This is a genomic window from Roseivivax halotolerans (assembly GCF_900115815.1).
Taxonomy (GTDB): Bacteria; Pseudomonadota; Alphaproteobacteria; order Rhodobacterales; family Rhodobacteraceae; genus Roseivivax; species Roseivivax halotolerans.
The window spans coordinates 129,507-141,989 of sequence record NZ_FOXV01000006.1 but is presented as its reverse complement, the minus strand read 5'-3'; the positions used below and the strand labels follow the sequence as shown (position 1 = coordinate 141,989).

Genomic DNA, 12,483 nt, shown 5'->3' with positions numbered 1-12,483 from the left:
CTAGCCCCCGATCCGCGCTTCGAGCCGGGCGACCATCGCCGCCGGCACGCGCGGCTCGCTAAGCTGGGCCAGGATACGTTCCTTGGCCGCATCCGGCATCCGGTCGCTGCCTTCGACAAACGCCCGAAGGCGTTCGCGGCGCTCTTCGGAGAGGTCCATCAGGTCGTCCTCGACGCGCGCTTCGGCGTCCTCCGGCGGCGCCATGCTGCGCGCCCGCACCTTTATGCCCGACCCCAGAAGCGGGGTGCGCTGAGCGACGACCTGACGGCCTGTGATCGTTCCGGCACTCACCAGGATGTCGTCGCCCTGGCGGCGAACGAGTTCCACGGCAGCGGCCTCAAGGCGATCATCCGCGCCCACGAGCAGCACATCTCCGTTCGGGCCAAGAGCCGTAGCGGGCAGACGCACCACGTTCTCGATATCGGGCTCATCGACCCGGACCGTGACGAAATCACCTGGCTGGAAGCCTGCCGAGGAGGTCAGGCGGGCATAGACGAGCCGTCCGGTCTGGCCTTCGCCGACCTGCGGGCTCGCGCGGTCGATCCTGCCTTCGGCAACAAGGTCGGTGCCGTAGACATCGAGCGTCGCGGTCACCGGGGCGGGGCGCACCCGGCCGGATTCGTTCAGAAGGCGCGCAAAGCCTTGGGTCGAGACACGGAAGGCCACTTCGAGCGCGTCGGGATCGATCAGGGTGGCGATCTGTTCATTGGTCGAGACGAGTCGGCCTTCGACCACAGAAACGTCGCTGAGAACACCTGCGAAATCCGCACGGATCTCGGTCGCCTCGAGCCGGCGCTCGGCCTCGGCCACATCGATCTCGGTGCGGGAGATGGCGGTCTCGGCTTGGCTGACCCTCGCCTCCGCATCGCTGAGCGATTGGCGGCGCTGGATCACCGCGGCGCGGGCGGTCGAAGCCTGCAGCTCCGCGGTCTCCGCCGCCGAGGCGCTGCCGACACCGCGGTCCACGAGATCCTGCTGCCGGGTGAATGCGCGCTCGTAAAGTTGGGCCTGTTCCTCGGCGGCGGCCAGGTTCTCGCGGGCGAGCTCCACCGCGCGGCGCGCATCGCGAGCCTCCGCGCGGGCATCGGTGAGGGCCGACCGCGCCCGATCGAGCGCCGCTTCCGCATCCGCAGGGTCGATGCGCGCCAGAAGCTGACCTGCCTCGACCTGGCGACCGGCGTCGAAATCCTCCGCAAGCTCCACGATCCGCCCGGCGGCTTCGGTCCGGATTTCGAGCGTGCGGCGACTTTCGACCGACCCATAGGCCGTCAGGACCGGCGTTTCGGTGCGCGGCGTCGCTTCGACCACGTTGACCGAGAAGACGCGCTCCTCGGCATCGGGGATGCGCGGCTCGTCGGCCATGCGCGTCTCGACGGCACCCCAGACAAGCGCACCGGCATAGACCAAGAGGCCCAGCGTGGCTGCCAGGAGAAAAAGTCCGGTCAGAGAACGTCTTAGAAACCGCATGGCACCTCGGCGTGGACCGGAGGATCATCCTCCGCACTGGTTAAAAGGTAGCCGTCCCGAGACCTTTTCCAAAGCGTCGGGACCGCACCTCACCACCCTTTTACGAAGCGGACACCGGTATCCGTCGAAAAAAATTCGGCCGGGCGCGCTACTTCCGGCGCATATGCTCGTCGAGCCTCGGCATGATCTCCACGAAGTTGCATGGACGGTGCCTGTAATCGAGCTGAAACGACAGGATCTCGTCCCAGGCATCCTTGCAAGCGCCGGGACTTCCCGGCAGCGCGAAGAGGTAGGTTCCCATCGCAACGCCGCCCGTGGCACGGGACTGAACGGCGGAGGTGCCGATCTTGGCCATCGAGACATGGGTGAAGACGATTGCGAAGGCGTCGATCTCTTTCTCGTAGACATCGCGATGCGCCTCGACGGTCACGTCGCGCCCGGTCAGGCCGGTGCCGCCGGTGGAGATCACCACGTCGATATCAGGGTTCTCGCACCATTCGCGGAGCTTGCCCGCGATCATCTCACGCTCGTCGGGCACGATGGCGCGGGTCGCAAGGACATGCCCGGCCGCCTCGATGCGTGCCACAAGCGTGTCGCCCGAGCGGTCGTCCTCGACCTGGCGCGTATCCGACACGGTCAGCACCGCGATGCGGACGGGAATGAAGTCGCGCGTCTCGTCGATACGGTTCATGTCGCTGTCGTCTCCAGTTTCGCCTGCAATTCCAAGAGGTCGGCCCAGGCCTCGCGTTTCATCTGCGGGTTCCGCAAGAGGTATGCCGGATGGAACATCGGCAAGACAGGCCGTCCCATCGCTTCTGTCCACTGGCCCCTGAGCCGGGTGATGCCGCGCTTACCAAGAACCGCGGATGCGGAGATATTGCCCATCACGATCAGGATGTCGGGATCAGCCAAGGCGACGTGCCGCTCCAAAAAGGGCAGCATCATCGCGATTTCCTCGGTCGTGGGTTCGCGGTTCTGCGGCGGCCGCCAGGGCAGGACGTTCGTGATGTAAACACCTTTCGGACCATCCTTCCCGCGGCCCATGTCGATGGCGTCCAGCATCCGGTCGAGCAGTTGTCCCGCGCGTCCGACGAAGGGACGCCCCTCGCGATCCTCATCGCGCCCCGGCGCCTCGCCGACGATCATCACGCGGGCCTCCGGCATGCCATCCGCGAACACGAGATTCCGCGCGCCGCGCTTCAGCTCGCATTCCTCGAATGCCCCGAGAGCGGCCTTCAGCGCGGCAAGATCCCCAGCCGATGCCGCCGCCTGCCGCGCCAGACCCACGGGGTCGACCTCGGCCTCGGCAACGCTGGCGCCCGCCACCGCAGCGGTCGCTTTTGCCGCGGTCTCGGCCAGCGCGGCCTCCGCGGCGGCAAACCGGTCGACGGGCATTTCCGAGATCGTCTCGGTCACGCCCATCTCCGCCTGCCAGGCGAGCATCGCCTGCGCGCTATGCCAATCGAGCGAATCCATCGGAAGGCAGCATAGACCTCGCCGAAGGCGGCAGGAAGGCGGCGAATTTCCGATCGGGTTTCGCCCTCTTGCTGCCGTGACAGGGGCTTCCTATAACGCCACGATCACCCCCGAGCGGAGCACCTTCCCCGATGCGTTTCGACCAGCGTCACCTTCTCGGCATCGAGCCCTTGCGCCCTGACGAGATCACAACGCTTCTGGACCTCGCGGATCGCTATGCCACGCTCAACCGCTCACGGCAGAAGCGGTCGGGCATCCTGTCGGGCCTCACGCAGATCAACATGTTCTTCGAGAACTCGACGCGCACGCAGGCGAGTTTCGAGCTGGCGGGCAAGCGGCTCGGCGCGGACGTGATGTCGATGGCGATGGAGGCCTCCTCGCTCAAGAAGGGCGAGACCCTGATCGACACGGCGCTGACGCTGAACGCGATGCATCCCGACCTTCTGGTCGTGCGGCACCCCAATTCGGGTGCGGTGGATCTTCTGGCGCAGAAAGTGAACTGCGCGGTTCTGAACGCTGGCGACGGGCGGCACGAACACCCCACGCAAGCGCTGCTTGATGCGCTGACGATCCGGCGGGCCAAGGGGCGGCTCCACCGGCTGACCGTCGCCATCTGCGGCGACATCGCGCATAGCCGCGTCGCGCGGTCGAACCTTCTGCTTCTTCACAAGATGGAAAACCGCGTGCGCCTGATCGGCCCGCCGACCCTGATGCCCGCCGGCATCGGGGAGTTCGGCGTCGAGGTCTATCACGACATGGCCGAAGGACTGCGCGACGCCGATGTGGTGATGATGCTGCGCCTTCAGAAAGAGCGCATGGATGGCGGCTTCATCCCCTCCGAACGGGAATATTTCCACCGCTACGGTCTCGACGCGGAAAAGCTGGCCTTCGCCAAATCCGACGCGATCGTGATGCATCCCGGACCGATGAATCGCGGCGTCGAGATCGACGGGACCATTGCCGACGACATCAACCGCTCCGTCATCCAGGAGCAGGTGGAGATGGGGGTCGCGGTGCGTATGGCCGCGCTCGATCTGCTCGCCCGGAACCTGCGCGCGCGACCGAACGAGGTGATGGCATGACCAAGATGGACATCAAGGGCACGGAGACCGGCGTCACCCGCCTGTTTCATCTCGACCTGCCCCCCGAGGCCGTCGATCGCTTCACCACACAGGCGGGCACCGGGGAATGGCCGCTTTCCTACGCGCTCGGGGCCGATAAGCTGCGCCCCAGCTTCGTGGAAACCGTCGCGATCAAGGTTCTTGGGCAGATGCGGCTGTCCGATTACCTTGCCGAGGCGCATGGTGTGACCGGGAAGGACTTCGCGCGATTGCGCCCGCAGATCGACGGGCTCAAGGGGCACGTGGTGATCCTGCCGAGCCAGGCTTTCGGAAATACCAGCCAGACCCTGACCGTCGCGAGCCCCCTGCGCTGGATCGGCACCTTCTCGGAAGTCGAGCCGGAGACCGAGGCCCAGCCCATCCGCAGCCAGAGCGTCAAGGGCGCGGTGCCACGCGGCGAGGGGCCGGAAGACCCTCTCGCCAAGGGCGGCTCGCCGCTTTTGAGGGCGATTCTGATCGTCATCGGCGCGGCGCTTCTCGGTGTTCTCTTCTACGTGCTGTTCGGGTGAGGCCAGGCATGATCGCAACGCTGATCGAGAATGCGCGTATCGTCGACCCCGAAGCTGGGAGCGTCACCGAAGGCCACGTCCTGATCGAGAAGGGCGTCATCACGGAGATCACCGCCGAGAGCGGAGAGGGTCTGCGCGCACGCGCCGCGCCCGAGAACCGCATCGATGCGAACGGCAAAGTGCTGGCCCCTGGCATCGTCGATATCGGCGTGAAGGTGTGCGAGCCCGGTGAGCGGCACAAGGAAAGCTATAAGACCGCCGGGGCTGCCGCGGCGGCGGGCGGCGTCACGACGATGGTCACGCGGCCCGATACGGATCCGGCGGTCGACACGCCCGAAGCGCTCGAGTTCATCCGCCGCCGTGCCCGCGAAGTCGCTCCTGTGCGGGTTCTGCCAATGGCTGCACTCACCAAGGGTCGCGCCGGCGAAGAGATGACCGAGATCGGCTTTCTTCTCGATGCGGGTGCCGTCGCCTTCACCGATTGCGACCGTCCCGTGCGCGACACCAAGGTGCTCGGCCGGGCGATGACCTATGCCAAGGCTCTCGGCGCGCTCATCATCGGCCATCCGCAGGAGCCCGGCCTTTCGGCGGGGGCGGCGGCGACCTCGGGCAAATTCGCTTCGCTGCGCGGATTGCCCGCCGTCTCGCCGATGGCCGAGCGGATGGGCCTCGACCGCGACATCGCGATGGTCGAGATGACAGGCGCGCGCTACCACGCGGACCAGATCACCGCGATGCGCGCCCTGCCCGCCTTGGAACGCGCGAAGAACAACGGGTTCGACGTGACAGCCGGCACTTCGATCCATCACCTGACGCTGAACGAGCTAGACGTCTCGGACTACCGGACCTTCTTCAAGGTGAAGCCGCCGCTCCGCGCCGAAGAAGACCGCCAGGCTGTGATCGAGGCGGTGCGCTCGGGCCTGATCGACGTGATCTCGTCGATGCACACGCCGCAGGACGAGGAATCGAAGCGCCTGCCCTTCGAGGAGGCGGCAAGCGGCGCGGTAGGGCTCGAAACCCTGCTGCCGGTGCTGCTGCGGCTCTATCATTCAGGCGATCTCGATCTGCCGACACTGTTCCGCGCGCTGTCGCTGAACCCCTCAAAGCGGCTCGGGCTTGAAAGCGGGCGCATGGCCAAGGGCGCTCCGGCGGACCTTGTGCTGCTGGACCCCGACAAGCCCTTCATCCTTGACCGGTTCAAGCTCCTGTCGAAATCCAAGAATACACCGTTCGACAATGCCCGCCTGCAAGGCCGGGTGCTCGCGACATTCGTCGGCGGCAAGGCGGTCTACCGGGCCTGATCTGCCACGATTGCCGTCCGCGTTTCCACGGGCTGCTCTACCGGTTTGACCGCCCGTCGGCGCGCTGTAATGTCGCGCCAGATACCGACCGGGACCGGAGCCAATCATGCCACTGATCGAAAACACGTCATTGATCCTGGGGCTTTGGGCTCTGATCGGCTACCTTCTGGGCTCGATCCCCTTTGGACTGGTCGTCACGAAAGCGATGGGCCTTCAGGATCCGCGCGGGATCGGGTCAGGCAATATCGGCGCGACGAACGTGCTGAGGACCGGCTCCAAGGCGGCAGGGGCGCTGACCCTGCTGCTCGATGCGCTGAAGGGCGTCGCAGCCGTTCTACTCGCGCGGTTCCTCGCCGGAGAGGACGCCGCTCAGATCGCGGCGCTCGCCGCTTTCATCGGCCATTGTTATCCCATCTGGCTGCGGTTTCGTGGCGGCAAGGGCGTCGCCACCTTCCTCGGGCTGTTGCTGGCCCTCAACTTCGTGGTCGGCCTGTTGTCCTGCGCGGTCTGGATCGCGGGTCTCGCACTGACACGGATCTCGTCGATGGGCGCGCTCCTGGCGGCGGCAAGCTCCACGATCTGGATGATCCTCCTGGCGCGGCCAGAAACGCTTCTCCTCGGAATTCTCATGACGCTGCTGATCTACTGGCGGCACCGCCAGAACATCGCGCGGCTGCGCGCAGGGACCGAGCCCAAGGTCGGGCAGAAGCCCTAGCTTTCGTCCAGGAACGCCGCGATCGCCTGTCCGACCGCGTCCGGCGCGGTAATCGGCGACATGTGCCCTGCACCTTCGATCACCGCTTCGCGCGCGTCGGGCAACCGCGACATCAGCGTGGCGTGGATCTCGGCCAGGATCGGCTCGGTCTGTTCCCCGCGGACAAAGAGCACCGGCATCGTGCAGGCCTCGAGACGCCCGTCATGCAACAGACCCGCACCATCCCATGTCAGCGCAGTCTCGGTGTTCTGCACGATCCGCATCTGGCGCATGATCTGACGGCGGGCCCGGTCGTTCATGTCGTGCCAGCTGCGCCCCACGCCCCATGTGCCGGTGAAGGCCCGCGCCGCGGTCTCGGGATCGTCATGCTCGAGCGCTTCCATCATCGGGCGCGCGGCTTCCCGGCGCTCGGCGAAAAGCTTGGGCGCACTTTCCCGAGCGGCAGCGAAGAGCACCGGCTCGATCAGGATAACGCGGCGGATCTTGTCGGGATGGGTCTCGGCGAGCCGAAGGGCCACGGTCGCACCGAAGGAATGACCGATCAGCGTCATGCCGTCCTCGAGGAAGGTCTCGGCTATCCCGGTCACGTTGTCGTGGAAATCGCCGCTTTCGGGCCCGTCCCAATCAGCGCTCTGGCCATGACCGGGCATGTCGGGCGCGATGATCGACAGTCGTCCGCCAAGCGCCTTGGCCAAGCCGCCCCAGGCGCCGGAATGAGCAAGGGCGCAATGCAGCGCGAGCGCGGGTGCGCCGCTCTCGTCGCCAAGCTCGATCCAGTGAACGGATGCGCCGTCCCGCAAGTCCTTGGGCATCAGAGCTTGCCTTCGAGATGCATCTGGAGATCTTCAAGCCGGTCCTGGCCCCAGAACTTCTGTCCGGTGTCGAGCACGTAGAACGGCGCCCCGAACACGCCGGCCGCGACTGCCTCTTCGAGATTGCGGCCATAGGTCTCCGCCCCCGACAGAAGACCGCTATTCGTCAGGTCCGGATCGAACCCGGCATCCGAGAGGCAGGCCCGGATCACCTCGTCTTCGGCGACGTCCTTTTCCTCGGCCCAGCAGGCGCGCAAGATTCCGTGGACAAGCCCGCCGAGATCGCCGCCCCCCGCCTGCTGCGCCGCGATGATCGCGTAGGAGGACGGCGCGGGGTTCGTAGGCCAATGCGCGGGATGAAGGGTCAGCGGCAGCCCCGCCTTCTTCGCCTGCCGTGGCAGATCCTGCGCACGATATTCCTGCCGCGACGGGTGCCGGTCCTTGGGTGGCGTGCCGCCGGTCCGCGAGAAGAGCGTGATGATGTCGAGCGGCTTGTACGTGATCGTGCAGCCGTGGGTCTTCGCCAACTCCTCGAGCTTCGTGCCCGCGAGATAGGTGAAGGGGGAAATCGTGGCGAAATAGTAATCGATATGCGGCATCTTCAATGGTCCTCGGGCGTCGCGCTTCCCTGCCCAGCCTAGCCCATGCTAAGGCCCCGGCAATATCGAATCCCAAAGGGACAGCGCCTCCATGCCCACCGTCATCGAACCCAAGCTCATCTCGGGCAACGCCAATCTCGATCTGGCGAAATCCATCGCCCGCCGCATGTCCCTCTACCGAGGCATGTCCGTCGGACTCGTGGATGCCCGTATCGAACGGTTCAACGACGCGGAAATCTTCGTCGAAGTGTTCGAGAACGTGCGCGGCGAGGACATGTTCGTGATCCAGCCGACGTCGAACCCTGCCAACGACAACCTGATGGAACTTCTGATCATGGCCGACGCGCTGCGCCGGTCCTCCGCAGCGCGGATCACTGCCGTGATCCCCTATTTCGGTTACGCCCGTCAGGACCGGCGCACCAAGGCGCGCACGCCGATTACCGCCAAGCTCGTGGCGAACATGATGGTCTCAGCCGGCATTGAGCGGGTTCTGACGATGGATCTGCACGCGGCTCAGATACAGGGCTTTTTCGACATCCCGGTCGACAACCTCTACGCCTCGCCGATCTTCGCGCTCGACGTGAAATCGCAATTCAAAGGGTCGATGGACGATCTGATGGTCGTCTCGCCGGATGTGGGCGGCGTCGCCCGTGCCCGCGAGTTGGCCAAGCGCATCAACGCGCCGCTCTCCATCGTCGACAAGCGGCGCGAGAAGGCCGGCGAAGTCGCGGAGATGACGGTGATCGGCGATGTCGCAGGCAAGAAGTGCATCATCGTGGACGACATCTGCGATACGGCGGGCACGCTGTGCAAGGCGGCGGAAATCCTCATGGGGCACGGCGCCACCGAGGTTCACGCTTACATCACCCACGGCGTCCTCTCGGGCCCGGCGGTCGAGCGGATCAAGGGCAGCGTGATGAAGTCGCTGGTCATAACCGATTCCATCGCTCGCACTGAAGAAGCCGAAGCCGCACCGAATATCCGCGTCGTGCCGACCGCGCCCATGTTCGCGCAGGCCATCCTGAACATCTGGAACGGCACGTCGGTCTCGTCCCTGTTCGAGATCGACACGCTCGGGCCAATCTACGAGGGGATTCTCTGAGGCCTCAATAGAGGTCCCAGTCGTCGTCGCTTTTCACCTCGCCGAAGGCGGTCCAGCTCATTCGCACGCGCGCGATGCGGCTGTCGCCCCATGTTCTGAAGACCATGTCGAAGCCTTTCGTGTCGATTTTCTGCGCTCCGAGATCGACACGGATATTGGCGCTGCTGTCGATGTCCCAGAGCGACAGCGCGACCTGCACGCTGGGCGGCTCGCGGAAGGGCTCGGAGAAGGTCACGCGCTTGCGGCGCTCGCGGGAGCCGTCTCCCGTCCACATGTCGCCGCCAGAGGCGAAATCCGAGAACAGCTCGACCTCGCCCTGATCAATGCCGACAAGATGGGATGCGAGTTTCTTCATGGAGCCGCTCGATAGCAAAGGTGTTGAGCGATAATGGGGAATTCCCGTGGCGGACGAAAGACCGGTTTAAAGCGACCTCACGGCGTGTGTCGCGCAGATTGTCCGCAAAGAAAAACCCCCGACCGAGCGGCCGGGGGCAGGATTGCGTCGAAAGTCAGCCGGATCAGAGGTTCGGCTGCTTGGTCGAAAGACCGATATGCGTGCCGACCGCGACCATGTCCGCGAGGAGTTTCGCGGCATCGTCAACCGGGCCCGGCTCGTTCTTGAACGTCTCTTTCGCCTTGCGGTACTCGGTCTCGGCGTCCTCTACGAGCTTGTCGTAGGTCTCCTGGTCCATGTCACCGCGCGGCAAGGCGCGTTCCGCGAGAACCGAAAGCCCTTCGCCCATCTCGGCAAAGCCGCCGGTGACGACGAATTCCTCGGTGCCGTTGGTGGTCTCCACGGTCAGGATACCGGGGCGCAGCGTCGTGATGAGCGGCGCGTGGTTCGGCATCGCGGTCATGTCGCCATCCGCACCGGGGATCTGCACCGATGTGACCTCGGCCTGCAGAAGTCGCCGTTCAGGGCTGACGAGGTCGAACTGCATCGTGTCTGCCATGTCTCGTTCCTTTCAGGCCGTCGGCGAGCCGGAGAACGTCCGGCTCGAGAAGCCATGCCATACCGGGGCGGACGCGAGCCCGCCCCAATGTTCCATGCGGATCAGGCGGCCTCGGAGGCCATCTTCTCGGCCTTGGCCTTCACGTCCTCGATGCCGCCGACCATATAGAAGGCGCCTTCCGGCAGGTGATCGTATTCACCCGCGACGACCGCCTTGAAGGACGAGATCGTCTCTTCCAGCGGCACCTGGATACCGTCGGAGCCGGTGAACACTTTCGCCACGTCGAAGGGCTGCGACAGGAAGCGCTGGATCTTCCGGGCGCGGGCCACGGTCAGCTTATCCTCTTCGGAAAGCTCGTCCATGCCGAGGATCGCGATAATGTCCTGCAGCGACTTGTAGCGCTGAAGGATACCCTGCACTTCGCGGGCCACATCGTAATGCTCCTGGCCAACGATCTGCGGGTCCATCAGGCGCGACGAGCTATCAAGCGGGTCCACGGCGGGATAGATGCCAAGCTCGGAGATCGCGCGGCTCAAAACCGTCTGCGCGTCGAGGTGCGCGAAGGTCGTCGCCGGAGCGGGGTCGGTCAGGTCGTCCGCGGGCACGTACACGGCCTGGATCGAGGTGATCGAGCCGGCTTTCGTGGAGGTGATCCGCTCCTGCATCTGGCCCATGTCGGTCGCCAGCGTCGGCTGGTAGCCCACGGCGGAGGGGATACGTCCCAAAAGCGCCGACACCTCGGAGCCCGCTTGGGTGAAGCGGAAGATATTGTCGACGAAGAACAGAACGTCCGTGCCCGACTGGTCGCGGAACTGCTCGGCCAGCGTCAGGCCGGTCAGCGCAACGCGGGCACGTGCCCCCGGAGGCTCGTTCATCTGACCGTAGACCAGAGCCACCTGGCTCTCGGGCAGGTTGTCGGGCTTGATCACGTTGGACTCGACCATCTCGTGATAGAGATCGTTGCCTTCACGGGTGCGCTCACCCACGCCGGCGAACACGGAGAAGCCCGAGTGCACCTTCGCGATGTTGTTGATGAGCTCCATGATGAGAACGGTCTTGCCGACGCCCGCACCGCCGAAGAGGCCGATTTTGCCGCCCTTGGCGTAGGGGGCCAGCAGGTCGATCACCTTGATGCCGGTCACGAGCACTTCGGACTCGGTCGACTGTTCGTTGAACTCGGGCGCGTTTGCGTGGATCGGGCGATACTCGTCCGCCTTGACCTCCGGGCCCTCGTCCACCGGCTCACCGATGACGTTCAGAATACGGCCGAGGGTCGCGTTGCCCACCGGCACGGTGATCGGACCGTCGGTGTCGCTGACTTCCTGACCGCGCACGAGGCCTTCGGTCGCGTCCATCGCGATGCAGCGGACAGTGTTCTCGCCCAGGTGCTGCGCGACTTCGAGAACAAGGCGCTTGCCATTGTTGTCGGTCTCGAGCGCGTTGAGGATCGCGGGCAGGTGATCGTCGAACTGCACGTCAACGACGGCGCCGATGACCTGCGTCACTTTGCCTTTCGCGTTTGCCATGTGTCTTCTCCGGTTCTTAAAGGGCTTCGGCGCCCGAAATGATTTCGATCAGCTCGTTGGTGATCACGGCCTGGCGGGTGCGGTTGTACTCGATCGTGAGGTCGTCGATCATCTCGCCCGCATTGCGCGTGGCGTTGTCCATCGCCGACATCCGTGCGCCCTGCTCGGAGGCCGCGTTCTCGAGGAGCGCCGCGAAGATCTGCGTCGCCACACCGCGCGGCAGAAGATCGCGCAGGATTTCTTCTTCCGAGGGCTCGTAGTCGTAGAGCGTGCTGCCCTCCGAGCCGTCTGCCTCCTCGGTGTCGTAATCGGCCGGGATGACTTGCTGCGCGGTCGGGATCTGGCTCACGACGTTTTCGAACTTCGAATAGAAGATCGTGGCGACGTCGAATTCCTCGTTGTCGAACCGCTCGAGCAGATCCTTAGCGATGTTCTGCGCGTCCGGGTAGGACAGGCGCTTCACGTCCGACAGATCGACATGCCCGACGAGGTGCTCGCCGAGGTCACGCTTGAGCTGGTCGCGGCCCTTGCGCCCGACGGTGAGGATTTTGACCTCCTTGCCGTCGGCCTTGAGCTTCTGCGCGTGGGACCGCGCAAGCTTGGCGATATTGGTGTTGAACCCGCCGCACAGACCGCGCTCGGCGGTCATCACGACGAGAAGTTGCACCTTGTCGCTGCCCGTGCCGCGCAGAAGACGCGGCGCGCTGTCGCTGTCCCCGACCGAAGCCGCGAGCGACCCCATGACGGCGTTGAACCGCTCGGCATAGGGACGCGCGCTCTCGGCCGCGTCCTGGGCACGGCGGAGCTTGGCCGCCGCGACCATCTGCATGGCCTTCGTGATCTTCCGGGTCGATTTGACCGAGGAGATCCGGTTCTTCAGGTCCTTGAGATTTGCCACGAGG

General features: G+C 65.2%; 14 protein-coding genes. 5 read left to right on the top strand and 9 right to left on the bottom strand.

What is annotated here, in order from left to right; genetic code table 11:
- The 3 genes from BM171_RS10270 to BM171_RS10260 form a co-directional block, all read right to left on the bottom strand.
- Positions 1–1,467, bottom strand: coding sequence for an efflux RND transporter periplasmic adaptor subunit (locus tag BM171_RS10270; RefSeq protein WP_093011520.1), 1,467 nt, complete (start codon positions 1,465–1,467; stop codon positions 1–3).
- Between the two features lie 148 nt (positions 1,468–1,615).
- Positions 1,616–2,158 (bottom strand): molybdenum cofactor biosynthesis protein B, encoded by a 543-nt coding sequence (gene moaB, locus BM171_RS10265; RefSeq protein ID WP_093011517.1) that lies wholly within the window; start codon positions 2,156–2,158, stop codon positions 1,616–1,618.
- Positions 2,155–2,943, bottom strand: a complete 789-nt coding sequence (locus BM171_RS10260; RefSeq protein ID WP_093011514.1) for a uracil-DNA glycosylase — start codon at positions 2,941–2,943, stop codon at positions 2,155–2,157. Before BM171_RS10260 ends, moaB begins: the two co-directional genes overlap by 4 nt.
- A 131-nt stretch (positions 2,944–3,074) precedes the next feature.
- On the opposite strand from BM171_RS10260, the gene BM171_RS10255 reads away from it, so the two are divergent.
- The 4 genes from BM171_RS10255 to plsY all read left to right on the top strand — a co-directional run bounded on the left by BM171_RS10255 (position 3,075) and on the right by plsY (position 6,589).
- Complete coding sequence (locus BM171_RS10255) at positions 3,075–4,025, top strand: aspartate carbamoyltransferase catalytic subunit (protein WP_093011511.1); 951 nt, start codon at positions 3,075–3,077, stop codon at positions 4,023–4,025.
- Positions 4,022–4,573 carry an aspartate carbamoyltransferase catalytic subunit gene (locus tag BM171_RS10250; protein ID WP_245760229.1) on the top strand — a complete coding sequence of 184 codons (552 nt, stop codon included), beginning with the start codon at positions 4,022–4,024 and terminating at the stop codon, positions 4,571–4,573. The genes BM171_RS10255 and BM171_RS10250 overlap by 4 nt, the downstream gene beginning before the upstream one ends.
- An 8-nt stretch (positions 4,574–4,581) precedes the next feature.
- Positions 4,582–5,874 carry a dihydroorotase gene (pyrC, locus tag BM171_RS10245; protein ID WP_093011508.1) on the top strand — a complete coding sequence of 431 codons (1,293 nt, stop codon included), beginning with the start codon at positions 4,582–4,584 and terminating at the stop codon, positions 5,872–5,874.
- A 106-nt stretch (positions 5,875–5,980) separates the two neighbouring features.
- Positions 5,981–6,589, top strand: coding sequence for a glycerol-3-phosphate 1-O-acyltransferase PlsY (gene plsY / locus BM171_RS10240; RefSeq protein WP_093011505.1), 609 nt, complete (start codon positions 5,981–5,983; stop codon positions 6,587–6,589).
- Here the strand turns inward: plsY and BM171_RS10235 are convergent.
- Positions 6,586–7,401 (bottom strand): alpha/beta fold hydrolase, encoded by an 816-nt coding sequence (locus BM171_RS10235; protein WP_093011502.1) that lies wholly within the window; start codon positions 7,399–7,401, stop codon positions 6,586–6,588. The two genes, plsY and BM171_RS10235, sit on opposite strands and share 4 nt — an antisense overlap.
- Positions 7,401–8,000 (bottom strand): 2-hydroxychromene-2-carboxylate isomerase, encoded by a 600-nt coding sequence (locus BM171_RS10230; protein ID WP_093011499.1) that lies wholly within the window; start codon positions 7,998–8,000, stop codon positions 7,401–7,403. The genes BM171_RS10235 and BM171_RS10230 overlap by 1 nt, the downstream gene beginning before the upstream one ends.
- A gap of 91 nt (positions 8,001–8,091) precedes the next feature.
- Here BM171_RS10230 and BM171_RS10225 point away from each other — a divergent pair, with 91 nt between their 5' ends.
- Positions 8,092–9,102: a ribose-phosphate pyrophosphokinase gene (locus BM171_RS10225; RefSeq protein ID WP_093011496.1), complete on the top strand. Its 1,011-nt coding sequence runs from the start codon at positions 8,092–8,094 to the stop codon at positions 9,100–9,102.
- A gap of 4 nt (positions 9,103–9,106) precedes the next feature.
- On the opposite strand, the gene BM171_RS10220 is transcribed toward BM171_RS10225, so the two are convergent.
- The 4 genes from BM171_RS10220 to BM171_RS10205 form a co-directional block, all read right to left on the bottom strand.
- Entirely contained in the window at positions 9,107–9,457 is a 351-nt protein-coding gene (locus BM171_RS10220) for an H-type lectin domain-containing protein (RefSeq protein WP_093011493.1), read from the bottom strand.
- 163 nt (positions 9,458–9,620) lie between these two features.
- A complete protein-coding gene (locus BM171_RS10215) occupies positions 9,621–10,055 on the bottom strand; it encodes a F0F1 ATP synthase subunit epsilon (RefSeq protein WP_093011490.1) in 435 nt (144 codons plus the stop codon).
- A 101-nt stretch (positions 10,056–10,156) separates the two neighbouring features.
- Positions 10,157–11,581 (bottom strand): F0F1 ATP synthase subunit beta, encoded by a 1,425-nt coding sequence (gene atpD / locus BM171_RS10210; RefSeq protein ID WP_093011488.1) that lies wholly within the window; start codon positions 11,579–11,581, stop codon positions 10,157–10,159.
- A gap of 16 nt (positions 11,582–11,597) precedes the next feature.
- Complete coding sequence (locus tag BM171_RS10205) at positions 11,598–12,479, bottom strand: F0F1 ATP synthase subunit gamma (protein ID WP_093011485.1); 882 nt, start codon at positions 12,477–12,479, stop codon at positions 11,598–11,600.
- Between the last annotated feature and the right edge of the window lie 4 nt (positions 12,480–12,483).

Excerpts from the sequence above, each read along its gene's own strand:
- BM171_RS10255 (WP_093011511.1), top strand. The coding sequence starts at position 3,075 with ATGCGTTTCGACCAGCGTCACCTTCTCGGCATCGAGCCCTTGCGCCCT.
- pyrC (WP_093011508.1), top strand. The coding sequence starts at position 4,582 with ATGATCGCAACGCTGATCGAGAATGCGCGTATCGTCGACCCCGAAGCT.
- BM171_RS10250 (WP_245760229.1), top strand. The coding sequence starts at position 4,022 with ATGACCAAGATGGACATCAAGGGCACGGAGACCGGCGTCACCCGCCTG.
- BM171_RS10270 (WP_093011520.1), bottom strand. The coding sequence starts at position 1,467 with ATGCGGTTTCTAAGACGTTCTCTGACCGGACTTTTTCTCCTGGCAGCC.
- atpD (WP_093011488.1), bottom strand. The coding sequence starts at position 11,581 with ATGGCAAACGCGAAAGGCAAAGTGACGCAGGTCATCGGCGCCGTCGTT.
- plsY (WP_093011505.1), top strand. The coding sequence starts at position 5,981 with ATGCCACTGATCGAAAACACGTCATTGATCCTGGGGCTTTGGGCTCTG.
- BM171_RS10235 (WP_093011502.1), bottom strand. The coding sequence starts at position 7,401 with ATGCCCAAGGACTTGCGGGACGGCGCATCCGTTCACTGGATCGAGCTT.
- BM171_RS10230 (WP_093011499.1), bottom strand. The coding sequence starts at position 8,000 with ATGCCGCATATCGATTACTATTTCGCCACGATTTCCCCCTTCACCTAT.
- moaB (WP_093011517.1), bottom strand. The coding sequence starts at position 2,158 with ATGAACCGTATCGACGAGACGCGCGACTTCATTCCCGTCCGCATCGCG.
- BM171_RS10220 (WP_093011493.1), bottom strand. The coding sequence starts at position 9,457 with ATGAAGAAACTCGCATCCCATCTTGTCGGCATTGATCAGGGCGAGGTC.
- BM171_RS10215 (WP_093011490.1), bottom strand. The coding sequence starts at position 10,055 with ATGGCAGACACGATGCAGTTCGACCTCGTCAGCCCTGAACGGCGACTT.
- BM171_RS10225 (WP_093011496.1), top strand. The coding sequence starts at position 8,092 with ATGCCCACCGTCATCGAACCCAAGCTCATCTCGGGCAACGCCAATCTC.
- BM171_RS10260 (WP_093011514.1), bottom strand. The coding sequence starts at position 2,943 with ATGGATTCGCTCGATTGGCATAGCGCGCAGGCGATGCTCGCCTGGCAG.